The organism is Kitasatospora sp. NBC_01560, from assembly GCF_045208415.1.
Classification (GTDB): Bacteria; Actinomycetota; Actinomycetes; order Streptomycetales; family Streptomycetaceae; genus Kitasatospora.
On the sequence record NZ_CP109364.1, the window covers coordinates 5,148,461 to 5,171,800 of the forward strand.

At 71.5% G+C, this 23,340-nt stretch carries 19 protein-coding genes and 1 pseudogene; 10 read left to right on the forward strand and 10 right to left on the reverse strand.

Annotated features, from left to right (window positions below):
* Positions 1–42: 42 nt before the first annotated feature.
* On the reverse strand, positions 43–1,170 hold the full coding sequence (locus tag OH807_RS22520) for an NADH:flavin oxidoreductase (protein WP_406201755.1): 1,128 nt from the start codon (positions 1,168–1,170) through the stop codon (positions 43–45).
* Positions 1,171–1,516: 346 nt separating this feature from the next.
* Here OH807_RS22520 and OH807_RS22525 point away from each other — a divergent pair, with 346 nt between their 5' ends.
* Together OH807_RS22525 and OH807_RS22530 are read left to right on the forward strand one after the other, a co-directional pair.
* Positions 1,517–2,710: a sensor histidine kinase gene (locus tag OH807_RS22525; RefSeq protein ID WP_406201757.1), complete on the forward strand. Its 1,194-nt coding sequence runs from the start codon at positions 1,517–1,519 to the stop codon at positions 2,708–2,710.
* Positions 2,707–3,357 carry a response regulator gene (locus OH807_RS22530; RefSeq protein ID WP_406201759.1) on the forward strand — a complete coding sequence of 217 codons (651 nt, stop codon included), beginning with the start codon at positions 2,707–2,709 and terminating at the stop codon, positions 3,355–3,357. The genes OH807_RS22525 and OH807_RS22530 overlap by 4 nt, the downstream gene beginning before the upstream one ends.
* Before the next feature lie 128 nt (positions 3,358–3,485).
* Here the strand turns inward: OH807_RS22530 and OH807_RS22535 are convergent, their stop codons facing one another.
* Entirely contained in the window at positions 3,486–5,816 is a 2,331-nt protein-coding gene (locus OH807_RS22535; RefSeq protein ID WP_406201762.1) for an FtsX-like permease family protein, read from the reverse strand.
* On the reverse strand, positions 5,813–6,544 hold the full coding sequence (locus tag OH807_RS22540) for an ABC transporter ATP-binding protein (RefSeq protein ID WP_406201765.1): 732 nt from the start codon (positions 6,542–6,544) through the stop codon (positions 5,813–5,815). Before OH807_RS22540 ends, OH807_RS22535 begins: the two co-directional genes overlap by 4 nt.
* A 132-nt stretch (positions 6,545–6,676) precedes the next feature.
* Here OH807_RS22540 and OH807_RS22545 point away from each other — a divergent pair, with 132 nt between their 5' ends.
* From OH807_RS22545 to OH807_RS22560, 4 genes are all read left to right on the forward strand, one after another.
* Positions 6,677–7,897 carry a sensor histidine kinase gene (locus tag OH807_RS22545; RefSeq protein ID WP_406201767.1) on the forward strand — a complete coding sequence of 407 codons (1,221 nt, stop codon included), beginning with the start codon at positions 6,677–6,679 and terminating at the stop codon, positions 7,895–7,897.
* Positions 7,897–8,559 (forward strand): response regulator, encoded by a 663-nt coding sequence (locus tag OH807_RS22550; RefSeq protein ID WP_406201770.1) that lies wholly within the window; start codon positions 7,897–7,899, stop codon positions 8,557–8,559. The genes OH807_RS22545 and OH807_RS22550 overlap by 1 nt, the downstream gene beginning before the upstream one ends.
* A gap of 172 nt (positions 8,560–8,731) precedes the next feature.
* Positions 8,732–9,937 carry a PP2C family protein-serine/threonine phosphatase gene (locus OH807_RS22555; RefSeq protein WP_406201773.1) on the forward strand — a complete coding sequence of 402 codons (1,206 nt, stop codon included), beginning with the start codon at positions 8,732–8,734 and terminating at the stop codon, positions 9,935–9,937.
* A gap of 91 nt (positions 9,938–10,028) precedes the next feature.
* Positions 10,029–10,280 (forward strand): hypothetical protein, encoded by a 252-nt coding sequence (locus tag OH807_RS22560; RefSeq protein WP_406201776.1) that lies wholly within the window; start codon positions 10,029–10,031, stop codon positions 10,278–10,280.
* 103 nt (positions 10,281–10,383) lie between these two features.
* Here OH807_RS22560 and OH807_RS22565 read toward each other — a convergent pair whose 3' ends face one another.
* Together OH807_RS22565 and OH807_RS22570 are read right to left on the reverse strand one after the other, a co-directional pair.
* Positions 10,384–10,959 carry a DUF5994 family protein gene (locus tag OH807_RS22565; RefSeq protein WP_406201779.1) on the reverse strand — a complete coding sequence of 192 codons (576 nt, stop codon included), beginning with the start codon at positions 10,957–10,959 and terminating at the stop codon, positions 10,384–10,386.
* Positions 10,960–11,168: 209 nt separating this feature from the next.
* The gene (locus OH807_RS22570; RefSeq protein WP_406201781.1) at positions 11,169–12,437 is read right to left on the reverse strand and encodes an ATP-binding protein; all 1,269 of its coding nucleotides are present in this window, start codon (positions 12,435–12,437) and stop codon (positions 11,169–11,171) included.
* A 202-nt stretch (positions 12,438–12,639) separates the two neighbouring features.
* Between OH807_RS22570 and OH807_RS22575 the strand changes: the two are divergent.
* Positions 12,640–13,333 (forward strand): annotated as a pseudogene (locus OH807_RS22575) (IS30 family transposase); the annotation flags it as partial.
* A gap of 1,541 nt (positions 13,334–14,874) precedes the next feature.
* A complete protein-coding gene (locus tag OH807_RS22580; protein ID WP_406201783.1) occupies positions 14,875–16,332 on the forward strand; it encodes a restriction endonuclease in 1,458 nt (485 codons plus the stop codon).
* 129 nt (positions 16,333–16,461) lie between these two features.
* Here the strand turns inward: OH807_RS22580 and OH807_RS22585 are convergent, their stop codons facing one another.
* From OH807_RS22585 to OH807_RS22605, 5 genes are all read right to left on the reverse strand, one after another.
* The gene (locus OH807_RS22585; protein ID WP_406201785.1) at positions 16,462–17,496 is read right to left on the reverse strand and encodes a UDP-N-acetylmuramate dehydrogenase; all 1,035 of its coding nucleotides are present in this window, start codon (positions 17,494–17,496) and stop codon (positions 16,462–16,464) included.
* Between the two features lie 11 nt (positions 17,497–17,507).
* Complete coding sequence (locus OH807_RS22590) at positions 17,508–18,551, reverse strand: serine hydrolase domain-containing protein (RefSeq protein ID WP_406201788.1); 1,044 nt, start codon at positions 18,549–18,551, stop codon at positions 17,508–17,510.
* A gap of 2 nt (positions 18,552–18,553) precedes the next feature.
* Positions 18,554–19,858, reverse strand: coding sequence for a UDP-N-acetylglucosamine 1-carboxyvinyltransferase (locus OH807_RS22595; RefSeq protein WP_406201790.1), 1,305 nt, complete (start codon positions 19,856–19,858; stop codon positions 18,554–18,556).
* A gap of 2 nt (positions 19,859–19,860) precedes the next feature.
* Positions 19,861–20,601, reverse strand: coding sequence for a hypothetical protein (locus OH807_RS22600; RefSeq protein ID WP_406201793.1), 741 nt, complete (start codon positions 20,599–20,601; stop codon positions 19,861–19,863).
* Between the two features lie 84 nt (positions 20,602–20,685).
* Positions 20,686–20,943, reverse strand: a complete 258-nt coding sequence (locus OH807_RS22605; protein WP_406201795.1) for a hypothetical protein — start codon at positions 20,941–20,943, stop codon at positions 20,686–20,688.
* 304 nt (positions 20,944–21,247) lie between these two features.
* Here OH807_RS22605 and OH807_RS22610 point away from each other — a divergent pair, with 304 nt between their 5' ends.
* Entirely contained in the window at positions 21,248–22,654 is a 1,407-nt protein-coding gene (locus OH807_RS22610; protein ID WP_406201797.1) for a hypothetical protein, read from the forward strand.
* 23 nt (positions 22,655–22,677) lie between these two features.
* Entirely contained in the window at positions 22,678–23,253 is a 576-nt protein-coding gene (locus OH807_RS22615) for a GNAT family N-acetyltransferase (RefSeq protein WP_406201800.1), read from the forward strand.
* Positions 23,254–23,340: the final 87 nt, after the last annotated feature.

Genomic DNA, 23,340 nt, shown 5'->3' on the forward strand with positions numbered 1-23,340 from the left:
AGCGGTCCGGGCCCTCCGCCGGGGCGGTGTGCGCCCCAGGGCCTAGCTCAGGGTCTGCAGCGCCGCCGCGTCGTACGGCTTGAGCTCGTCGGCCCGGCCGCCCAGCACCTTCGCGGCCCACTCCGGATCCTGGAGCAGGGCGCGGCCGACGGCCACCAGGTCGAACTCGTCGCGCTCCAGGCGGTCGAGCAGGTTGTCGAGGCCCTGGAGCGGGGCGCCCTCGCCGGCGAAGGCGCCGAGGAAGTCGCCGTCCAGGCCGACCGAGCCGACGGTGATGGTGGGCCGGCCGGTGAGCTTCTTGGTCCAGCCCGCCAGGTTGAGGTCCGAGCCCTCGAACTCCGGCAGCCAGTAGCGGCGGGTGGAGGCGTGGAAGGCGTCGACGCCGGCCGCGGCGAGCGGGGCCAGGATCGCCTCCAGCTCCGCCGGGGTCTCGGCGAGCCGCGCCTGGTAGGCCTCCTGCTTCCACTGCGAGTAGCGGAACAGCACCGGGAACGCGGGGGAGACGGCCGCGCGGACGGCGGCGACGATCTCGGCCGCGAACCGGGTGCGGGCCACCGGGTCGCCGCCGTACCCGTCGGTGCGGCGGTTCGTCCCCTCCCAGAGGAACTGGTCGAGGAGGTAGCCGTGGGCGCCGTGCAGCTCGACCCCGTCGAAGCCGATGCGCTCGGCGGCCGCCGCGGCCTCGGCGAAGGAGGCGATGACGTCGTCGAGGTCCTGCCGGGTCATCGCCCGGCCGGTGCCCTCGGTGCCGTCGAGGCGGAGCCCGGACGGGCCGACGGCGGGGGCGTCGGCGAAGGGCGGGTCGCCCTGCTTGCGCACCATGCCGATGTGCCAGAGCTGCGGCACGATGGTGCCGCCCTCCGCGTGCACGGCCTCCGCCACCTTCGCCCACCCCGCGAGCTGCTCCTCGCCGTGGAACCGCGGAATCCGGTCGCTCTGCCCGGCCGACGCGTGGCCGATGTAGGTGCCCTCGGTGACGATCAGGCCCACTCCCGCGGCGGCCCGCCGGGCGTAGTAGCCCCGGACGTCCTCACCGGGGATGCCGCCCGGCGAGAAGCTGCGCGTCATCGGCGCCATCGCGATGCGGTTCGGGACGGTCAGGCCGTTCAGCGCGACGGGCCGGGACAGGATCTCGGCCGCGCGGGAGGCGGAGGATGCGGTGATGGTCATGGGGGGCTCCTCGGTGCCGGGCGATGTGTGCACGTGCATTGAATTCCTTCAGAACCCAACCGCGCCGACACCTCCGGCATTTCACCCACCCGCCCCCCGCGCTGTGATCCCCGCCACTGCGGCGCCTCTGCCGGACCGCCCGCGCACCGGAACCCCGGCCGGGAGCGGCTGCCTCGGTGTGCTCGCCTCCCCATGGCCGCAGCCGGCCCCGGCCCCGGGCAACCGGCCTGTCCGTCGGGCCTGTTGGCCGTGGAGGCGGCCGGAAGGAGGAGGCCGGCCGTCCTCCTCCCGGAGGATTGGACGGCGGCGCGGCCGCCGTAGAGTCCCAGGGATGGTGGGGGAGTGGGTGGGACGTCTCTACGGCCGTCGGTTCGGGCCGATGCGGCTGGCACTGGTGGCCTTCGGCCTGGGTTATCTGCTGCTTCTCCGCAGGCCCGCCGAGCTCGGTGCGACGGACTGGTTCGTCGGTCTCGGAGGGCTGCTGCTGGCCGCCCTGGGGGGCTGCCTGCCGGTGGCGGTGGCCTTCGGGCAGGCCGGGATGCTGGCCCTGGCCGAGCTGTCGGCCCCGGCCGTGACGGTCGAGATCAAGGTCGGTGCCGGCGCGGCGCTGTTCGAGCTGGCGGCGCGGCACTGGGGCCGTCCGGTCCTGGCGGCGGCATCGGCCGCGCTGGTCGCGGCCCATCTGCTCGCCGCCGAGCCGACCTTCGGGGGTGCCGGCTCCGCGCTCTACCGGGCCGCGGTCGTCGTCAGCGTGCCGGTGCTGCTGGCCGGCTGCATCCGGTCGGCGGAGTCGGCCGCCCGGACGGCCCAGGAGCGGGCCCGCGAGGCCGAGCGCAGCAGGGACCTCGCCGAGTGGGGCGCCCGGATGGGCGAACGGGCCGCGATCGCGCGCGAACTGCACGACATGGTCGCCCACCACCTGGCCTCCACCGTGCTGCGGGTCGGTGTCGCCAGGCATGTGCTGCCACCGGCCGACCACCGGATCGCCGAGGTGCTGGACGACGTCCACACCAGCGCCACCACGGCGCTCACCGACCTGCGGCGGCTGCTGACGGCGCTGCGCGACCCCGGCGGTGACCACCTGGCTCCGCTGCTCGCCGACAGCACCGACCTGCCCGCCACGGTGCTGGGCGTCGTCGAACGCTCCCGCCAGGCGGGCCTGGCCGTCGAGGCGGAGATCGGGCCGGCGATCGCCGGGCTGGACGCGATCCGCAGCCTCACCGTGCTCCGGCTGGTCCAGGAGGGCCTGGCCAACGTGACCAAGCACGCGGGGCCCGGCGCGGGAGTCCGGCTCCGGGTGGAGATGGAGGAGGAGACCTTGCTGCTGGACCTGGAGAACGACTCGCCCCGGCCGGGCGGAGCGGAGCGGACCGGCCTGCCCGGCCAGGAGGACGGCACCGGCTACGGGCTGCTCGGTATGCGCGAGCGGGTCGCGCTGGTCGGTGGCTCCCTCGACGCCGGCCGGACGCCCCTCGGCTGGCGGCTGACCGCCCGGCTCCCCGCCACCGCGCCGTACGCGCCGGCCGGGAGCCGACCGTGATCAGCGTGGTGATCGTCGACGACCAGCAACTGGTGCGCGCCGGCGTCCGGATGCTCTGCGAGTCCACCTCGGACATCACGGTGGTGGGTGAGGCGGCGAACGGCTCGGAGGCGCTGCGGCTCGCCGAACAGCTCGGGCCGGACGTCGTCCTGATGGACCTGCACATGCCCGGCATGGACGGCATCACGGCGACCCGCCGGATCCTCCGGGCCAGGCCCGCGACCAGGGTGGTGGTGCTGACCACCTTCGACGACGACGACCGGCTTTACCCGGCGCTGGGCGCCGGCGCCTGCGGCTTCCTGGCCAAGGACGTCCCACCGGCCGCGGTGCTGGACGCCGTCCGCCGCGCGGCCGCCGGCGACAGCCCGTACAGCGCCGGCGTGCTGCGCCGGGTGGTGGCCAGGGCCGCGTCGGCCTGGCAGGGCGAGGACGGGCGGCGCTACGAGGCGGCGCACTTCACCGAGCGGGAGCAGGAGGTGCTCCGGCTGATCGCGGCCGGGCTCCCGAACCACGACATCGCCGAACGGCTGCACATCGGCGTGACGACGGTGAAGACCCACGTGTCGAACCTGATGACCAAGACCGGCAGCCCGAACCGGGTACGGCTCGCCGTGGTGGCCATCCAGCAGGGCCTCGCCCGGGACTGAACCCGCCCCCGCCGCCTTCCGGGAACGGCCGGCGGGACCGACGGTGAAGGCCCCGACGGTCGGGCGGTCGGGGCCTTTCGTCCGCGGGCCGGGATCAGAACCCCTGCTGCCGCACCCCTCAGTGTCCGCTACTCCGTCCGCAGGGCCTCCGCCACCGGCGCCCTCGCCGCTCCCCGGGCCGGGAGGAAGGCCCCCAGCGCGGCGATCGCGGAGCCGGAGAGGGCCAGCAGCGCCACCGTCGGCCAGCTCCAGACCTGCAGCAGCGATTTCGGCAGATCGAGCCCGGTGCTGCGGCCGGTCATCGGGATGATGATCCGGTGCGCGAGCATCGCGAGCGGCGCGCCGAGGGCCCCGCCGACCGCTCCGAGCGCCGCCACGGACGTCACCACCATGACGACCACCTGGCGCGGCGTCATCCCGATCGACTTGAGCATCCCCAGCTCCCGGCGCCGTTCCCGGGTGTTGAGGAGCACCGTGTTGAACACGCCGAGGCCCGAGACGACGATCAGCATCACGGTGAGCGTGGACACCACGCTGATGATGACCTTCTCGATGGTGTCGGAGGCGTCGTTCACCGACGCGTTCAGCCCGGGGTCGACGCCGGCGACCGCGGCGGCGTAGGCCTGCGGGTCGGTGCCCTTCGTGAGCTGGACGGAGAAGGTCTGGGCGCGCCGGCCCGGGCTGAGCGGCACGAACCGGTCCCGGTCGAGGGTGGTCACGTCCCAGCCGTCGGTGGTCTCGCCGACGACCTTCTGCGGCTGCGGGCCGTCGCTGGTGTCCAGCGTGACGGTGTCGCCGAGGGACAGCTGGTGCCGGTGCCAGAACCCGGACGAGACCACCACCTCGTTGGGCCCCTCGATCCAGCGTCCCCGGACGAGGTCCGGGTGCAGTTCGGCGGTGTCGCCGCTCTCGACGCCCACCCGGACGACGTCCGGCGAGCCGGTGATCCGGGTCTGCGCGACGCTCTGGGCGGACACGTGGGCGGTGCCGGGCAGCGAGCGCAGCAGCGCGAAGAGCTCGTCGTCGGAGTGGGCCGGGCCGGGCGGGTTCCAGCGGGGATCGTTGACGTCGACGTGCACCTGGATCCTGTCGGTCCGGTTCCGCACCTCTCCGAACTTGACGACCGAGGCCGAGATGCCGAGGGCCAAGGTCACCGTCATGACGCCGAGCACGACGGTCGACAGCGTCAGGGCCGTGCGGCCGGGCCGGGTGAACGGCCAGCCCAGGCCCAGGCTCACCGGCCGCGGCAGCCGCGACCCGCCGAGTGCGCGTTGGACGGCCAGTCCGCGGCCGGTCCGCTGGGCGCTGCCCGCGCTGATGGCGGCGGCGGCGGGGAGGCGGCGGGCCCGCATGGCCGGGACGAGCGCGGACAGCATGACGAGCAGCGTCATGCCGACCAGCACGACCGGAGCGGCCCAGGCCGGGACGGTCGCCCGGTCGATGACGAGATCGTTGCCGAAGATGCCGAAGAACGCCTGGCGCACCAGCTTCCTGCCGACGAGGGTGCCGATCACCGAGCCGATCGCGCTGCCGATCACCGCGGGGAAGGTGACCATGACGAGGTAGACCGCCGTCACCTGGTTCGGCGTGAACCCCAGGGCCTTGAGGACTCCGATGTGCCGGAAGCCCGAGATGACGGCGCCGCTGACGACGTTGCCGACGATCAGGACCGAGACGACCAGGCCCAGGACGCCGAAGACCGTCAGGAACGGCACGTAGGTGTTCGGGCCCTTGGCGAGGTCCGCCTCGATGGCCAGGTAGGAGCTGCTCGCGGTCAGGGCGTCGGACGGCAGGCCCTTCGTGGCGGCGGCCATTCCGGCCTTCAGCGCCGAGTCGGACCGGGCATCATCGAAGCGGTACATCATCCGGACCGAGGCCGCGTGCAGGGCCCCGGCCTGCTCCGGTGTGACCCAGCCGTCCGCGGACCGGCTGACCGAGGCGGCGTAGCCGACGACCTTGAGCCGCACGCCGTCCGCGGTGACGACCTCGTGCGCGGACCCGATCGAGGAGACACCGATGGACGCCGGTTCGTTCAGGACGATTTCGCCCGGGCCGGTCACCCAGCGGCCGGCGCTGAGTTCGAGGGTGTCGACCGGTGTGTCCGGCCGGTCGCGGCCGACGACGCCGAAGGAGCCGGCCAGGCCCATCGGATGATCGCCGGTCTCCGACGGCGAGTGGAGGACGGCCACCGGGTAGGGGCCGGCGACGGCCTCGACGCCGGGGGCGTTCGCGGCCCGGGCGATCTGCGCGGCGCTCGCCTTCGAGCTGTCGAACTCGGCGACGACGTGCGCCCCGTTCGCGGCGTTGTAGGCCTGCTCGAAGGGGCCCGACACGGCCGCCAGCAGGCCCAGCGTGGCGACGGCCATGGCGCTGGAGACCAGGACGACCAGGCCGAGGACGAAGGTCTGGAACCTGCGCCGCTTCACCGCTGCGCGGGAGGCCCGCCAGACGGCGCTCATCGTGCGACCTCCGCGGCCGGTGCGCCGTTCGCCGAGCTGTCCCGGGCGATGCGCCCGTCCGCGACCTCGACGACCCGGCGCGCGCACTGCGCGGCGAGCCGCGGGTCGTGCGTGACGATCACGAGCGTCTGGCCGAGCCGGTTCAGGTCGGTGAGCAGCCGCATCACCTGGTCGCCGGAACGGCTGTCCAGGGCCCCGGTCGGCTCGTCGGCCAGCAGGAGCGACGGACGGTTCATCAAGGCCCGCGCCGTGGCCACCCGTTGCCGTTCGCCGCCGGACAGCGAGGAGGGATAGATGTTCCTCCGGTCCGCGATTCCGAGGTCGCCCATGAGCTCCAGGGCGCGCTTGCGGGCGGCCGACGCCTTCAACCCGACCAGCTGGCCGGCCAGGGCGACGTTGTCCAGGGCCGGCAGGTCGTCCAGCAGGTTGAAGAACTGGAAGATCATGCCGATCCGTCGACGCCGGAACAGCGCCAGGCCCTTCTCGTCGAGCGCGGCCAGGTCCTCCCCGCCGACGACGACCGATCCGCCCGTCGGCCGGTCGAGCCCGGACACCATGTTCAGCAACGTCGACTTCCCGGAGCCCGACTGCCCCATCACGGCGACCGATTCGCCGGCGCCGATGTCCAGCGAGACGCCGTCCAGAGCCGCGTGGTCCCCGAAGTCCTTCCGCACGTCGGTGAGCCGGACGACGACGTCCCGTTCCTCGTAACCGCCAGTGTTCGTCATGACGAGAACACTGCCGAGCACCCCGGCCCACCGGCATCGGAGCGTCGTCCACATCCCGGCGAGGGGATGCCGACCGTGGGTGTACACCCTCGGCCCGATGCCCCCGGACGATCACGTGGATACGATCGCGCCATGCCCGCCAACCCGCCTGTGACACTGCTCCACCGCGTGAAACCCGGCACGTGGACGGCACTTGCCTGGGGTGTGTCCACGCTGTACTCGTTCGTCGTCCAGATCCGCTGGCCGGGGGAGTCGTGGGGGGCCTGGGGCGAGAAGAGCCCGAGCGCCGACCCGTTCGCCATGCGCGGGCGCGAGGAGGTGCTCCTGCTCTGCGCAGCGGCCCTGCTCTGCTGCGCCTGCCTCCTGCTGACCCGCAGGCCACTGGGGTCGATGACGCTGCTGGTGCTCAGCGCGCTGGTGCTGACCAACGGCCCCTTCCACACGACCAGCATCGCTCCCGACCAGTACCTGCCGGTCTCCGTCGCCCTCTGCTTCGTAGCGGCCGCCCGGCCACGGCGGACGTCGCTGTTCGCCGCGGGGCCGGCAGTCGCCGGGCTCCTCGGCTACGTCGGCGTGCGCCTGGCGCTGGGACTCCGGGTGGGCACCTCGGTGGAGGCCGTCGTCCTGATGATGATCGTGGTGGCCTGGCTGATCGGGAACTCGTACCGTCAGGAACGCGCGCACACCGAGCAGATGCGCACCCGGATCGCGGAGCAGGCGGTGACGGCCGAGCGGCTGCGGATCGCCCGCGAGCTGCACGACATGGTCGCGCACAGCATCGGGGTCGTCGCGATCCAGGCCGGGGCCGCCAAGCGCGTCATCGACACCCAGCCCGAGGGCGCCCGCCGGGCCCTCGGCGTGATCGAGGACACCAGCCGGGAGACGCTCGCCGGGCTGCGGCGGATGCTCGGCGCGCTCCATGCCGCCGAATCGGGTGCGGCGGGGTCGGGTGCGGCGGAGAAGCCGCTCGCCGGGCTCGGGGACGTCGACCGCCTGGTGGAGAACGTCCGCAACGCCGGTGTCCGGGTCGACGTCGAGTGGCGCGGCGAGCGGCGTCCGCTGCCGCCGGAGGTCGACCTGTCCGCGTTCCGCATCATCCAGGAGTCCGTCACCAACGTGGTGAAGCACTCCGGCACGCAGCAGTGCCGGGTCTCCGTGGTCTTCCGGCCGGCCGACCTGTCCGTCGTGATCGTCGACAGCGGATCCGGGAGCGGCCGGGGCGAGGGCACCGGCTACGGTATCGCCGGGATGCGTGACCGGGTGAAGCTGCTGAACGGCGACTTCGCCGTCGGTCCGCGCCCCGAGGGCGGCTACCGCGTGACGGCCCGTCTCCCCGTCCCGATGGAGGTCTGATGCCGGTCCGCGTCGTGCTCGCCGACGACCAGCCGCTGATCCGCGCCGGTCTGGTCATGGTGATCGCCGACATCCCGGACATCGAGGTGGTCGGCGAGGCCGGGACCGGCGCCGAGGCCGTGCAACTGGTCCGCGACCTGAAGCCCGACATCGTCGTCATGGACATCCGCATGCCCGGCATGGACGGCATCGAGGCCACCCGGATGATCACGAAGGAGGCCGGCGCCCCGAACGTCATCGTCCTGACGACGTTCGACGACGACGACAACGTGTACGACGCCCTGCGGGCCGGCGCCTCGGGATTCCTCGTCAAGGACATGGCCCTGGACGACATCATCACGGCGGTGCGGGTCGTGGCCGCCGGGGACGCGCTGATCGCGCCGAAGGTGACGCGCCGCCTGATCGAGGAGTTCGCCGACCGTCCGCAGCGGGCCACCGCTGCGCCGTCCAAGGAGATCCAGGGGATCACCGACCGCGAGCTGGAGGTGCTGACCCTGATCGGCCGGGGGATGTCGAACGCCCGGATCGCCGAGACGATGTACATCAGCGGCGCGACCGTCAAGACCTACGTGACCCGGCTGCTGGCCAAACTCGGCGCCCGCGACCGCGTCCACCTCGTCATCATCGCCTACGAGCACCACCTGGTGACGCCGACCGCCTAGGGCCCGCCGTCCCCGCGCAACGACGAAGGCCCGGGGGCGCGATGCACCGCCGTGGGGCGTAATGGAAGGACCTGCTCCGGCGGACGGCGCCGGGGTGCCGGTGCCGATCGTGCGGGTGCCGATCGTGCGGGTGCCGAGTGTCGCGACCGGAGGAGGACGGCGGTGAGCGTGGATGCGCGGTGAGCGGTCGGACGCCGCGGCGGGCCCGGACCGGTCGGAGGGGCGCGGCGGGCGTCTGCTGTGCACGTTGCTCGACCGGGCCCATGAGCTGCCGCCCCAGCTGATCGCCCCGCTGGTCGCCGACGTGGTGCGCGGGCTCGGAGGCCGTGACCCGGCGCTCCTGCTGCAGGACTACGGCCAGCTGGTGCTGGCGCCCCTGCGGGGGCGGGGTCTGGTAGCCGGGGAGCCGGTGCCGATCGACGGCTCGCCCGCGGGTGCGGCCTTCCAGCGCGGTGCCCCCGTCGAGGAGGCGCAGGCGGACGGGGTGCGGGTGTACCTGCCGTTGCTGGACGGCGGCGACGAGGTGGGGATCCTGGCCCTCACCCTGGATGCCGTCGACGACGAGGACCGACTGCTGCTGCGGCGCCTCGCCGCCCTGACCGCCGACCTGCTGATCACCAAGAGCGGCTACACCGACCGGATCTTCCAGGTCCGGCGCCTCGAACCGATGAGCTTGGCCGCCGAGATCCAGTGGTCGCTGCTGCCGCCGCTGTCGATGACCGTCCACCGGGTCGCCGTGGCCGGCATCCTCGAACCCGCCTACCAGGTGGCCGGTGACAGCTTCGACTACGCGCTCAACGACGACATCCTGCACGTGGCCACGATCGACGCCATGGGCCACGGGCTCGATGCCGCGACCATGGCGACCGTCGCCATCGGCGCGTACCGGCACGCCCGGCGCGCCGACATCGGGCTGGCCGAGATCTACGCGTTCATGGACCGGGCCATCGCCGAGCAGTTCGGGCCGGACCACTTCGTCACCGCGCAGATGATGCGCCTCGACACCCTGACCGGCCACCTGCAGTGGGTCAACGCCGGCCATCCCCAGCCGCTGCTGATCCGCGACCACGTCGTCGTGGAGCGGCTGGAGAGCGAGACCACCCTGCCGGTCGGCTTCGGCGGCGAGGAGCCGGTGATCAGCGAGCGGGCCCTCCGGCACGGTGACCGGGTGCTGTGCTTCACCGACGGCCTGGTCGAGGAGCGCGAGCCCGGCGGGGAGCAGTTCGGGGAGGAACAGCTCATCGGCTGGGTCAACCGCGTCGAGCGCTCGCAGGCCGGGGTGCGGGCCGTGGTGCGCGCGCTCTCCCACGTCCTGAAGGAGCAGCGGGGCGGGCGGACGAGCGACGACGCCACCCTGTTCCTGATCGAGTGGCGCTGAGCGGGCCGGCCCCGGCACCTCACCGGTCGCGGCCGGTCCGCCCCGCCCGTACCGTCGTGACCGGGGCGGGAACGTCAGCGCGGAGGCCGGCATGGGGCACTACCGATGGGTTCTGGAGACGCAGGACGACGACGGCCGCTGGTCCCGGCAGGACGGTGCCCCCCAGCAGGACCCGCTGGAGTACGACGGGACGCCCCAGCGGGCGGCCAACCACCTGCGGGACGTGTTCGTGCGTACGCTCGCCCGCCCCGCGCCCGGCCCGCGGGCGATCAGGATCCGCCTCTGGGAGGGTGCCGACGGCGACGGCCCGCCCCGGGCCGAGGCCGAGTGGTCACGCGAGTGACACCCTCTGCTCCTCGGCCGTGGCGGGCGGGCACCGTCCCGCGATCGCCCCCGCGGGATCGCCCCCGCGCCGCCCCCGACCCGCCGCCTCGACGCCCTGCCGACTACACGGACACCGGCCAGGAGGCCGCCCGGTCGCGGGCGACGTCCGCCCGCAGGCCCACCGCACCGGCACCGCCGGGCGGAGCGACGGCCGACGGCAGGAAGTCGGAACGGGCCCCCGGCCGCGGGGCTCCACCGGCCGGCTCCGGGGCGAGCAGGTCGCTCGCGCCCATGGTGTTCGCGGGAGCGGCGGCTGCAGCCATCAACCGGGCGGCATCGACGGCGTCCGTCTCCGGCGGGACGACCAGCAGGTTCAGCCTGAGCGGGGCGTACGAGAACACCGCGCACGTGTGCTCGTCCTGTTCGGCGGCGAACCAGCCCACGTGGACGGTGTGCCCGGTGACCGGGATCCGCCGAGGGATGACGGGCCACTGCGCGGGGTTCACGGTGATTCGGGTGACCCGGCCCCACCGCTCGTCGATGTCGGCGGCCAGGGCGGGGAGTTCGAGGAGAAGGTCGCGCGAGCGGGGCCACCAGGCTCCGTCCAGACGGCCGGGCCGCACGCCACTGGGCGTGAGGCAGAGCCGTGCGGTGGAATCAGGGGCGGCGGGTGTCACGCGATCGAGCACGGTGGTCATGGGGTCGAGGACCTGTCCCCGGGCCCGGCGCACGAAGCCTGGTCCGGCGTTGCCGTTCGCCGGAGACGACGCCAGTATCCGGTGCCGGCATGCGGGATGCCTTCGGTGTTGTCCAGGCTACTCTCCGTCCGGCCCGAACGGGCCCGCTCACGGCGGTGAGGGCCCTCCCGGCGCCTTCGGAGGGACACGCGGAACCGGGCGGCGTACGCTCAGACCCGCCCGTAGCGGACCGCCTGGTCGGCGAACTCCCGTGCCATCTCCTCGGAGACGGTCGGACGGGTGCGGTGGATGGCGTCCAGGTAGTCCCGGGTGCCGGGTTGGGTCCGCTCGCCGGTGTCGAGGGTGCGTTCGAAGGTGCTCTGGGCGACCGCCATGGCGACCTGCCTGATGTCGGCGGGGGTGAAGCCCTCACTCGCTTCGGCGAGGACCGCGGTGTCGGCGGCGGTACCCGTCTTCGCCGTGTAGTCGGCCCACAGCGCGTCGCGGGCCGCCGCGTCGGGCGGCCCGACGGGCAGGAGGTAGTCGAACCGGCCGTGGCGCAGGAACGCCGGGTCCAGGGCGGCCACCGAGTTGGTGGCGCAGACGAGGAGCCGGCCGTCGCGGTCCCGGAACCGCACGATCGACTTGAGGAGTTCGTTGACCACGCCGACCGCCGCGGGGGCGGCGAGGCTGCGCGTACCGGCGACCTCCTCGACCTCGTCGATGAAGAGCAGCACGTGGTCGAGGTCGGCCACCTCCTCGAAGCGCCGGCCGAGCCCGCTGGCCAGCCCGTCCTCGGACGTGAGCCGGGAGGGGAAGAGCTCGATGAACGGCCAGCCGAGCCGACCGGCCACGGCCTTGGCGAACGTGCTCTTGCCCGTGCCCGGCGGACCGAACAGCACGACGGCACGGGGAGGTTCCACTCCGTGGGCGTCCGCCAGCTCGGGGTTGGCCAGGGGCAGCACCAGTCGCCGCTCGATCAGCCGCTTCTCGTCGGCCATGCCCGTGAGCCGCTCCCACAGGCGGGCTTCGGGCATGACCGCGCCCAGCATCGCCAGGACCGTCGGGCCCTGGGCGCTGACGACCTCCGACTTCTCGAAGTACGTGAGCCCGCGGTGGGGGTGGAATCCGGAGTTGACCAGTGCGGTGGCGCCGGTCTCCTCCTCGGGCAGCACCGCTGCGACGATCCGGGCACCGGCCTCCCGCAGACGGTGCTCCAGCGCGGACAGCAGGGCGGTGCCGATGCCCAGGTTGCGCCAGCCGGGGTGCAGGGCGATGCGCAGCACCCAGGCCCGGTCCCCGTCCACCCGGCCCACCGCCGCGCCCACGAGACGCCCGTCGGCCACCACGACGACGCTCGGATCACGTGCCTGCAACGCGGCGACCACGTCGGAGAGGCGGAAGACGGCGGCCCGGTCCGTGGTGGCGCTCTCCGCGTCGAGCCGGACCACCGCTTCGAGGTCGTCCGGGGTGAAGTCCCGGACGTGCCATCCAGTCATACGCCGCCCTCGAACGTCGCGGGCCCCCTGGACCTCCATCATCGGCCGACCGCCCCGCGTCCGCAGCGCCGGGGGAACGACGAAGGCCCGGACCGCGAGGCCTTGGGTTCTAACGGTCCTTGCAACACCCGCGATCTGCGGGAGGTGCGAGGACCGTTGGCGTTGGGCGTAGTGATCTTGCTGGGTTGCGGGAGCGATTCCTTCGCTGCGGGCGATCGGACGGGCCCTGGGGCGGCCCGCGAGCACGGTCAAGCGGGAGATCGACGCGAACTCCGGCAGCGAGGGCTACCGGCCCTACCAAGCCCACCGGGCGGCGACAGCGCGCCGGCCCCGGCCCAAGGACCGCAAGCTGCTGCGCGAGGGACGACTGCCCCGCTTCGTCCAGGACCGACTGCGCAGGCGGTGGTCACCGGAACAGATCTGCCACGCTCTGCAAAGGGAACATCCCGGCGACGAGAGCATGCGGGTGAGCGTGGAAACGATCTACCAGGCGCTGTACTTCCAGGCCCGCGGCGGCCTGGAGCGGGAAGTACAGGCAGCCGTTCGCTCCGGCCGGACCCGCCGCAAACCGCGCCGGAACCCCGAGCGGCGCACTTCCCGGTTCATCGACCCGATGGTGATGATCAGCGACCGCCCCGCCGACGTCGAGGACCGGGCCGTACCCGGTCACTGGGGAGGCGACCTGATCCTCGGCGCGGGCGGACGCTCCGCGATCGCCACCCTGGTCGAACGCAGCACCCGGGCTGCTGCGGCAGTACTTCCCGAAGGGCACCGACCTGAGCATGCACGGTCCCGAAGACCTCGAACACGTCGCCCAGGAGCTCAACGGCCGCCCACGCAAGACGCTCGGCTGGGATACCCCAGCCGAGCGTCTACGTGATCTACTCACCGTCTGAAACCAAGCGGTGTTGCAACGACCCCTAGAACCCAAGGGCGGTCCGGGCCTTCTGCCGGCGGAGGATACGAGATTCGAACTCGTGAGGGATTGCTCCCAACGCGCCTTCCAATTCTCCCGAACGCCGTCCGCCGAGGTTCACACCCGTTCTGACCTGCGGCAGAGTGAACCGCTGGGCGGCGGCTGAACCCGGCTGGACGGGGGTGCATGAGACCAAAACTGAGACCAGGTGGTGCTCAGTTTCGGGCTGCTGGTGCACCTTCTACCGTGCCGGTCCACGCGACTGAGGGGGCACGTACACGAGTGCCATGCCGGCTGAACGGACTACGTCCAGCAATCCGGCGGTGCGTCGGATCTACCTCTACGGTGCCGAAGCCCGGCTGCCACAACGGTGCCGGCACGGAGGACCAGTCGGGTGCTTCGGGGCGTGCAGTACGGAGTGCACCCCTGTCGATGCCGTGATTCTCGCCCCCGCAGACACAGTCACAAGGGCTGTCGGGTGCAGCGTCTGCACAGGCGGTCGAGCCGCAGATCGGGGGGCCGTCGCCGTCTGGGTGATGTGGGCAGAGCCTGGGGGAGCATGTTGTCTGGAGGTACCAATCGAGGCATGCGATTGCTCCGGTCAGTTCGCGGTCAAGGACAGCGAGCATGACGGGTATGACGTCCTCCAGCGTGGTGATGACACTCCAGTAGGACACCGGGGGCACGCTGCTAGAGATCATTTTCTGGTAGCCGGAAGCCAAGGTTCGTGCCACCGCGTGATCGCTGACCGCGCACATGTCCGCACTCAGGCCGAGTGGACGGTAGTCGCCGATGACCCATGAGTCATCGGACAAGTGAGCCCACCGGCTGCCAATGACTTCGCACCAGACCTTGCCACCGCGGATCTCGCCCCACTCATGGACCATGCCGAGGAGAACGGCCTTCGTATCTCGGCCATCAGCGAGCTTCCGCTGTTCGGTGGGCGCCTTCGCAAGGACAGCACGGAGCATGTCCTCACCAGGCCGGCTCGCGGGCTTCTTGGACCGTGACTCGCCGCGTGACGGCTTCAAACAGCACCTCTCACGATATGCAGCAGGGGACCGTGACAGCCTGCTCGCTACACGACACCTGCAAACCAGCGCTATGCCAACTTCTCGCGGAGGAAAGGCCGCTGCGTCAGTTCGAGACGGGAGGTTGATGGATCGGCGTGAATCGCCGGCGGTGCCCAATTTGCCAGGCAGGCCGAGGGAAGTGCGTCTGGTGCGGCCCTTCAGGAGCCGTCGCTCGGGCAGGCACGGGAGTGGCCGCTCGGGGAATGGTTGGTGGCCAATCACCTTCAGATTTTCGTGGTTGCAGGGCGCCTGCGCCGGCTGCCCGATAAGAACCTTGATGATGCGTCGGCCAACGAGTCTCCGCGCGCTGCGAGATCAATTGCTGGAGGACTTCTGGACCTGTCTGTCCGGTGCCACGAAGGCAGCCACGAGGTCCCGAGAGCGGCACTGGCCATCCAGCCGTGAGCAGAGGCAGGCAAGGCGAGTCTTTCTTGTGTAGCATCCGCGAGTGAAAATTGATCTCTCTCTTCCCGTGCTGCCTCCCCGGTACTCCGATCCGCGACTTCGCAAATGGATGGGGAGGCAGATCGCAGTTGCCGATGAGACTCAAATGCTGGCGGTGTGGCTGTGGAACGAGGAGGCGTATTTCCTGCTGGAAGCAGAGGAGGCGTTCCAGGAGCACTGTGACCTGGTCGATAGGGAACTTCAGGAGACGGAGAGGCGGGTGAAGGTCGGTCAGTACGGGGCAGGACCTAACTATGGCCCGCCATCTGCCAGGTTCGAGGAGTCGTGTGAAGCAGCTTGCCGCGACCTTGTAGCCCTTCTTGGGGTTGAGAAGAAGGCGGTTGCTGATGCGGCTGACCGCACTCGGAGACTTCGACGCTCCATGCAGAGGCTTCTCGGCTACGACACCAGTGGGTTCTACGCACGCGAGCCGCGGGTGCCAGAATGGTCCGTGGAGTTCGAAGCCATTGCAGGCGTTTATTTCGAGTTGGCGAAGGCGCGCGAGCGGCTCGTCGAACTGATGGCCCGGCACCGCAATGCCATCCACGAGCTGGCCTTGAAAGAGCATCGCCGCAGAGAGCACCTGGACGGACACCTTCTCAGCGGAGAAGGTCGCTACCTGCGGCATGTCTATGCGGAACTGCGGGCTCACCAGGAGCGGGTTGAACGTGAAGCAGCAGCGGCGATCAAGGTTCATCAGGCCGAATTCACCTGCCCTGTAGGCCGCTCGGTGCCGCCAGAACGTACTAGCGACCTCTCGTCCGCTACAGGAAAGCTGGCTGCGACTCTGGCAAATCTGCGGACTGAGGTGGACGCTAGTGTTGAGGAATGTGGGAGGTTCTGGGAGAGCGTTGAGCCTGCGTTCCGCCTTGTACCTGGCGAGGAGGCTATTCCTGACCTGGAAGCGTCGCTGAAGGTGGAGGCGGTTGCTGGGTTCTCTGCCGGGCTGACTTCCGCTCAAGCGGTGTATCGGGCCGCCCTGAAGGGCTGTCGCGACTCGGTCCACGATGTTGCGCGCTTGGAAGCCCTCAGGATCGGGCTGCTGCGGTCCGGTAGAAGCCTCTCGATGGAGGCCATACGGACAATGCATCACCAGGATTTTGAGCGGCTGGTAGCCGGACGGCTGCGACAGGACGGATTCACGATAATCCAGGATCAGGGAAAGCCTGGGGACCTCGGTGCGGACGTAATTGCACTATCCCCGGCCGGGCAGAGGGTCGTGGTCCAGTGCAAGCACACATCTAAGGGAGCCAATGTCGGTACAGGGGCATTGCAGGCATTCAACGGGACCGCGGTTCCGGAGCATCGGGCCGATGTCGCCATCGTTGTCACGAACGGGTTCTACACGAAGCCGGCCCTACAGTTTGCAGGCGCACACGGCATTCGACTCATGGGGGTGTGGGAGGTTCGGCGATGGATTGAGTGGGGAGTGCCGGCCATGGAGCTGTTGGCCTGGTCATAGTTCAGAGGTTCACTTCCAGAACCTGGGCGGTACTGGTGCGCTTCGCGCCTCGTCGTGGCTGTCGATGGGGGTGGTGCGGAGTGGGTGGTCTTGGCCTCGTCATGAAGGTCTCGGTTCCCACGTGGCTCTTCATGCCCAGGCACCGACCAGCATCGGCTCGGGCTGGAGGGAGATCCCAGTTGCGATCTTGACCTGCGTTGAGAGTTCGGTCAGGGCCCGGGCGAAGCCCGTTGCGGTCGCTCCGTCGTGGGCGGTGAGCGTGAGGGTCCGGCGTTCCGAGCAGCGGATGCCGGCCGCGATCTTGTAGGCGGGGCGGTAGCCGGTGTGCTCCAGCAGCCAGCCGGCGCTGGCACGCAGCTGCCCGTCGCTGTCGGTGTGGACCGGGCAGCCGGCAGCCGACCAGCGGGCGGCCTGGGCGGCGGAGACGGGCGGGTTGAGGAAGACCGATCCGGCTTGGCGGGCGTCGGGGCCGTGTGGGTCGAGGAGGAGTCCACGCCGGTGGCGGTTGGCGAGGACGGCGGCGGCCACCTCGGCGACGGGCGGTCGGGCGCCCACGTGGACGCTGAGTTCGTCGGCGAGCGGCTGGTAGCTGATCGGGGCAGCCGGTGAGCGGGTGAGGTGGAAGGTCGCGGTGAGGATTGTCCAGCGGCCGGGGTCGTTCTTGAAGCGGCTGTCGCGGTGGCGGAGGCGGCATGCCTGGGCGGGCAGGGTCCGCAGGCGGCCCATGTCCCAGTCCCAGGCGGTGAGGTGGTCGAGGGTGTCGGAGACCTGCTGGCCATAGGCTCCGGCGTTCTGGACGGGGGCGGCGCCGACAGTGCCGGGTATGCCTGCCAGGCACTCGATCCCGGCGAGGTGTTCGGCTGCGGCCCACTGGACGAGGTCGGCGAGGGGGTGGCCGGCCTGGACGGTCGCGGCCACGGTGTCGTCGTCCACCCGCTTCGCGGTGATGCCTCGGGTGTTCATCACGGCGACGGTGCCCTCGTGGCCGGTGTCGGAGGCGATGACGTTGCTGCCATGACCGAGGGTGAGGGGTGCGTCCCCCTGCCGGTCGCCGATCGTACGGACCAGTTCGAACCAGTCGTCGGGATCGGCGACCTGCAGGACGTCGTTGGCCGGGCCGCCGAGCCGCAGGGTGGTCAGGGACGCGAGCGTGGTGCTGGGCACGGGTGGCCCTCCTAGGGTTCGTCGGTGATCGCCTTCAGGGCGAGAGCCCGCAGCGGGGCGAGGCGGGTGCGGTTGTCCTGGTGGTGGTAGACGGCGTTGGTGCAGATGGCCAGGTAGCGGCCGGTGGCCGGGGCGAGGTAGAGGCTGGTTCCGGTGAAGCCGTGGTGGTAGGCGATCCGGCCCTCGTCGGCGAGGATCCAGGCCAGGCCACGGTCGAGGCCCGCCTCGATCTCGGCCTGTGGCTGCATGCTGTGGGCGAGCCAGCGGCCCAGGGGCCCGCCAGTGGCGTGCGAGGTCAGCAGGTGGGTGGCGAAGGTGGCGAGGTCGGCCGGGGTGGTGAACACCCCGGCGTGGCCGGCGACTCCGCCGAGCAGGGCGGCGTTGTCGTCGTGCGGCATCCCCCACAGCCGGGGCCCGCCGTTCAACCGCTGCTCGGTCGGGGCGACCTGAGCGGAGCGGGGCACCGGTCCGTAGGTCGTGCTGGTCATGCCGAGGTCCTGCCAGAGCTCGGCCGCCAGCTCGTCCAGGCGTCGGCAGCGGTAGTGGGCCAGGGCCAGGCCGAGGAGGATGAAGCCGCGGTTGATGTAGTGGTGTCCGGCTCCGGGGTCGGCGATCAGCGGCTCTCCGCAGATCAGGTGGGCAAGCGGTTCGGTGCGGTTGCGGTACTGGTCGAGGCGGGTGTCGGCCCGCAGGCCGGAGGTGTGGGCCAGGACCTGGCCAACCGTCACCTGGCCGCCGGGTGCATCGGCGGGGATGTCGGTCAGCAGTTCGCGGATCGGGGTGTCCAGGGTGAAGCCATCCATGAGGGAGGTGCCGACCAGCGGCCAGGTGGCCAGGACCTTGGTCAGCGACGCCACGTCGTACACCGTGTCCGGCCCCGGCCGGGCATCGCCGCACTCGGGGGCGACGACGCCGGAGGCCAGGTAACCGGGATCAGTGTCGAAGGTGCCGTGGGCGATGACACCGCCGGGCACCGTGCCGTCTGCGGTCATCAGGTCCAGGCACTCGCGCAGGTCGGCGAGCGCGTTCGGGGTCCACGGCACTGTGTTGGTCATGGCTACTCCTGGTCGATCGTCAGGTGGGCACCGAGCGCGGCCAACTTCGGCAGCAGGCTGCCGTATCCGCGCCGCAGGTGATACATCCCTCGGATCGTAGAGGTGCCCTCGGCGGCCAGGGCGGCGATCACGAGAGCGGTCACCGCCCGGATGTCCTCCCCGGCCACGTCGGCGGCGGTGAGGGCGGACCGGCCTCGGACGGTGATCACCGAGCCGGTCGCGTTGACGGCGGCGCCGAACGCGGCCAGGGCGGGCAGATGGGTGTCGCGCTGGGTGTAGATCCGCTCGTCGATGCGGGAGTTGCCCTCGGCCTGGGTGAGGAAGGCGGTCAGCTGCGGCTGCACGTCGGTCGGGAAGCCCGGGTGCGGGCCGGTGGCCATCTGTACCGGTCGCGGCCCAGCCGGTGTGCTGACGGCCGTTCCGCCGTCCAGCGGGTCGAGCTGGATTCCGGCGTCAGCGAATACCGACACCAGTCCGTCCGGGAACGCGGCGGGCGGGAAGCCGTCCAGGTGGACGGTGCCGCCGGTGATGGCGGCGGCCAGCGCGAGGGTGGCGGCCTCCAGCCGGTCCGGTGGCACGGTGAACACCCCGCCCCGGATGCGGTCGGTGCCGGTGACGTTCAGTGCAGTCCTGCCGCGCCACTCGATGCCGACGCCAGCCTGCGAGAGCAAGGCGGCGGTGTGGGTGACCTCGGGTTCCACGCTGGGGTTGAGGATCGCGGAGGTGCCCGGGGTACGGGCGGCCAGCAGCATCGCGGTGACCGTCGCGCCCAGGCTCGGCCCCCACGAGCGGGTCTCGGCGTCGGTGATGAACGGCAGCCGCTTGCCCGTGACCCGGGCCCGCACCCGGCCCCGGGTCACCTCGACCTCGGCCCCGGCGGCTTCCATCGCGGCCAGGTGCCGGTCGATGTAGCGGGCGCAGAAGGCGTCCCCGCCGGGGGTGGGGAAGGTGACCTTGCCGGCGCGGGCCAGCAGGGCGCCGCCCATGACCGCGGTAGTGCGGATGCGCCGTCCGAGGTCGTCCGGGATGACGGGGAAGTAGGAGTCGGCCGGTCGGGTGGCGAACTCGTCTCCGGTCACGGTGGCGCGGGTGCCGGTGCGCTGCAGGATGTCGGCGACGACCAGGGTGTCCAGGATCTCGGGTGTACCGGTCAGGGTGAGCGGGTCATCGGCGAGGATCGCGGCGGCGTACAGGTGCAGAGCGATGTTCTTGCTGCCCTGGACGGTGGCGGTGCCGGCCAGACGGCGGGCTCCGGCGATCCGTACGGCCCGCTGGTCGGTCGTCGTGGTGGTGTCGGTGGCGGGCATGGTCACCTTCCCTGGCTTCCGGCCGGGAAGAAGCCCCCGACCTGGGTCTTCGGGTAGAGCAGGGTGTGCGCGCCGATCAGGGTGGCGGGCTGGAGCACGGTGCCGGCGGGAACGATGACGCCGTCGCCGATCACCGCGCCGAACTTGGTTTGGCCGGTGGCGACTCGGTGGCCGTCGAGATGGGCGCAGACCTCTTCGGTGGCCGGTTCGGTGACCGGTCCGGAGGTGACCCGCAGGCCGGTGGTGGACACGAACGCGCCGATGTTGACGCCGAGGCCGAGCACGGAGTCCCCGACGAAGCTGGTGTGCTTCATGAAGACGCCACCGGTCAGCAGGGAGCGGGTGACCTCGGCGCCGAAGCCGATGCGGCAGCCGGGGCCGACGACGGTGTTGTCGCGCACCCGGGCGCCGGCCTCGATCACCGCGCCGGGGCAGACCAGCACCGGGCCGGTGACGAACGCGCCTTCGGCGATGACGGCCCCGGGCGCCACGATCACGTGGCCCCGAACGGTGGCGCCGGGCTCGATGATCCCGGTGGCCTCGGGCAGCGGGATGTCCAGGTTGCCGGCCAGCAGGTCGGCGATGGCCTTCTTGATGCCGAAAATGGTCGGGCAGCGGCTCAGCAGGTGCAGCACGACCGGGTCGGTGATCTGCTCGGTGTCGAAGTAGTACGCGGGGGTGGTGCGGTAGTCGATGCGCTCCAGCCCGGTGTGCAGCGCGGGCGCGTCGGTCAGCCGGTGCATGGCTGGTTCTCCTCTCGGGCGAGCGAGTGGAAAAGGGTTGGGGCGTTGTCGCGCCCCCGGGGTGGTGGATGCGACTCGCGCAGATCAGCTGGCGCGATGCTGCGGGCAGGCACAGGCGGGCCAGACCTCGATCCGGGCGACGTACTCGTCGGGGCCCGGGTCGGCGCGGGTCACGCCGGAGTCGTCGTAGCGGGTGCCGTCCTGGGCGACCCTGAACGTCCGGATGGTCAGCCCCGGACGGCGCCTGGCGCGAGTGACGCGGCCTTCTTCGGCAGTTGCGTTCGTCGTGGTATCCGTCAGGGGCCGCGCTTCGGCGGTGTGTCCGGTCGTGGCGTTGTCCATCGGATCCCTCCCACCTTGATCTCACGCTTCGCGTTCGGTTGTGCGCGGATTGCGAAGGCTGTTCAGCATGGCGGCGGGCGGTTGGGCATGGATACGACATCGCCGCCGTCATGGCGGCGTCGTCGCCGGACCTGGTTCGCGCGGCAGACGACGTCGTGCGTCATGACCGCCGTCATGGCTGCCGTCATCTGGCCCGTACGGTCCTCGAACGCGTTTCCTGCCGCCCGACCATGGCTATCGTCAGAGCAGACGAACGGGGACGGAGAGGATCGCAGTGGTCGAAACTCCCACACTCTTAAGGGCATTGACGCTGCAGCGGCACTGGCAGGTCTACGAGACCTTCCGCCTCCGGTTCGAGGCGACCGCGAACTCGGCCGCCGAGCAGGAGAACGACCCCCGGCTCCGGGGCTTGTCGGTCTCCAAGCGGCAGTTCGAGCGCTGGTACGGCGGCGCGGTCAAGACCCGCCCCTACCCAGACCAGTGCCGAGTGCTGGAGGCCATGTTCGGCGTCAGCGTCGGCGTGCTCCTCGCGCCCGCCCCGGCGGCTTCGCTGCCTGCGCCTGCAACCGCCGCCTCGTTCGTCCTCCCGCCGCCACGGCCAGTCCCTGTCCTCCTCCCCTCCGAGCAGGCAGCGGTACTGCCTGCCGGCGGCCCGTCCAACAGCGAGACCCGCTTCGACGCGGGCACCACGGAATTGGAAAGGCAGGTCGCAATGGCGGCTCGTCGTGCACTTCGGTTCACCGCGATGGCGGAGGGCAGCAGCATCGGCCCGGAGACCCTGGGACAGATCCACGACGAGGTACGGCGGCTGACCGTCGCCTACCCGAAGCTGGCGCTGCCGACCCTGCTCGGTGACCTGGTCGAGGTCCAGGACCTCACCTTCCGGCTGCTGGAGCACGGCCGGGTCAAGCCCCTGCAGGCCCGGGAGCTGTACCTGCTCGCCGGGGTCACCTCCGGCATGCTCGCCAAGGCCAGCCACGACCTCGGCAACCCGAGCGCCGCGATGATGCAGGCCCGCACCGCCTTCGTCTGCGCCGACAACGCGGACCACCACGCCATGCGCGCCTGGGTCCGCTCGCTCCAGTCGCTCATCTCCTACTGGGCAGGGCGGCCCGCTGAAGCCGCCGAGTACGCCGCCCTCGGCCAGAACGTGGCGGGCAACGTCCGCGGAACCACCGGCGTCTGGCTGGCCTGTCTCTCCGCCCGCGCCCACTCCCTCCTCGGCGACGGCGAGGGCACCCGCACCGCCATCCAGCAGGCTGAGGATGCCCGCGCGGCCGTCGAATCCGACTACCTCGACGCCTTCGGCGGCATCATGACCTTTCCGGTGCCTCGCCAGCTCTACTACGTCGCCGAGGCCAGCGTGCAGCTCGGCGAGGACCCGGCGCTCGGCGAGAGCCAGTCCGAGGCCGCCGTTGCCGCCTACCGCGACGCCTCCGAGGACGAGTGGGCGTTCGGTGACGAGGCAGGCGCCCAGACTGACCTCGCTCTCGCCCGCATCGCCCGGGGCGAGATCGAAGGTGCTGCCGAGGCCGTCCGCCCGGTGCTCGACCTCCCCATCGAGCAGCGGAACTTCGGCATCGTCAGCAGCGCCCAACGCGTCCACGCCGCCCTACACGGCGACGGCCGCCGCAACGGCGGTGCGGTGGTCGACCTGCGCGAGGAGATCGAGGCCTTCACCGCCACCCCGACCTCGGTCCTCGTCCGGTGACCCCACGGATAGGCTCCGCAGCCATGACCCCAGTCCACCTGGCCGGCCCCCGTCTGGCACTGCGCGAAGTCGAACCCGAGGACACCGACGCCCTCCTGGCCATCTACGGCGACCCCGAGGCCACCCGACACCTCAGCTTCGAACCCCGCACCCGCGAGCAGGTCCACGCGATCACCGCCCGCTCCATCGCCTCTGCGAACGCCACCCCGCGCACCGAGTACTGCCTCGCCATCATCCGGCTCGGCGAGCACCAGCTGATCGGCTACGCCCGCCTGGCCACCGAGCCGCAGCAGGCCGCCACCATCGGCTTCGCCCTCCACCCAGCCGAGTGGGGCAAGGGCCTCGGCACGGAAACCATCCACCTGCTGTGCGCCCTCGGCTTCAACACTTTGGGCCTGCACCGAATCTGGGCGGCCCGCTCACCGCTCAACGAGGCCTCCGCGCGCACCCTGTTGCGGGCTGGCATGACCGAGGACGGGCGGATCCGCGACCACGTCTTCGTCCACGGCGCCTGGCGCGACTCGATTACCTACTCGATCCTGGAGCACGAGTGGTCGCTGAACTGTGTGCCAGGGGTCGCCGCCGAGCACGAGAGCTGAGTTTCGGGCCTATGGGCCTGGCAATGCAGCACCTTCGCGACCTCCCCGCTGGCCTTGACCCCGGGGTTGCCCTCGCACCCCTGGGCG

Bases quoted from the DNA above. Each gene is read 5' to 3' on its own strand.
- OH807_RS22520 (WP_406201755.1), bottom strand. From the start codon at position 1,170: ATGACCATCACCGCATCCTCCGCCTCCCGCGCGGCCGAGATCCTGTCC.
- OH807_RS22535 (WP_406201762.1), bottom strand. From the start codon at position 5,816: ATGAGCGCCGTCTGGCGGGCCTCCCGCGCAGCGGTGAAGCGGCGCAGG.
- OH807_RS22540 (WP_406201765.1), bottom strand. From the start codon at position 6,544: ATGACGAACACTGGCGGTTACGAGGAACGGGACGTCGTCGTCCGGCTC.
- OH807_RS22545 (WP_406201767.1), top strand. From the start codon at position 6,677: ATGCCCGCCAACCCGCCTGTGACACTGCTCCACCGCGTGAAACCCGGC.
- OH807_RS22550 (WP_406201770.1), top strand. From the start codon at position 7,897: ATGCCGGTCCGCGTCGTGCTCGCCGACGACCAGCCGCTGATCCGCGCC.
- OH807_RS22555 (WP_406201773.1), top strand. From the start codon at position 8,732: ATGCGCGGTGAGCGGTCGGACGCCGCGGCGGGCCCGGACCGGTCGGAG.
- OH807_RS22560 (WP_406201776.1), top strand. From the start codon at position 10,029: ATGGGGCACTACCGATGGGTTCTGGAGACGCAGGACGACGACGGCCGC.
- OH807_RS22565 (WP_406201779.1), bottom strand. From the start codon at position 10,959: ATGACCACCGTGCTCGATCGCGTGACACCCGCCGCCCCTGATTCCACC.
- OH807_RS22570 (WP_406201781.1), bottom strand. From the start codon at position 12,437: ATGACTGGATGGCACGTCCGGGACTTCACCCCGGACGACCTCGAAGCG.
- OH807_RS22590 (WP_406201788.1), bottom strand. From the start codon at position 18,551: ATGACCAACACAGTGCCGTGGACCCCGAACGCGCTCGCCGACCTGCGC.
- OH807_RS22595 (WP_406201790.1), bottom strand. From the start codon at position 19,858: ATGCCCGCCACCGACACCACCACGACGACCGACCAGCGGGCCGTACGG.
- OH807_RS22600 (WP_406201793.1), bottom strand. From the start codon at position 20,601: ATGCACCGGCTGACCGACGCGCCCGCGCTGCACACCGGGCTGGAGCGC.
- OH807_RS22605 (WP_406201795.1), bottom strand. From the start codon at position 20,943: ATGGACAACGCCACGACCGGACACACCGCCGAAGCGCGGCCCCTGACG.
- OH807_RS22615 (WP_406201800.1), top strand. From the start codon at position 22,678: ATGACCCCAGTCCACCTGGCCGGCCCCCGTCTGGCACTGCGCGAAGTC.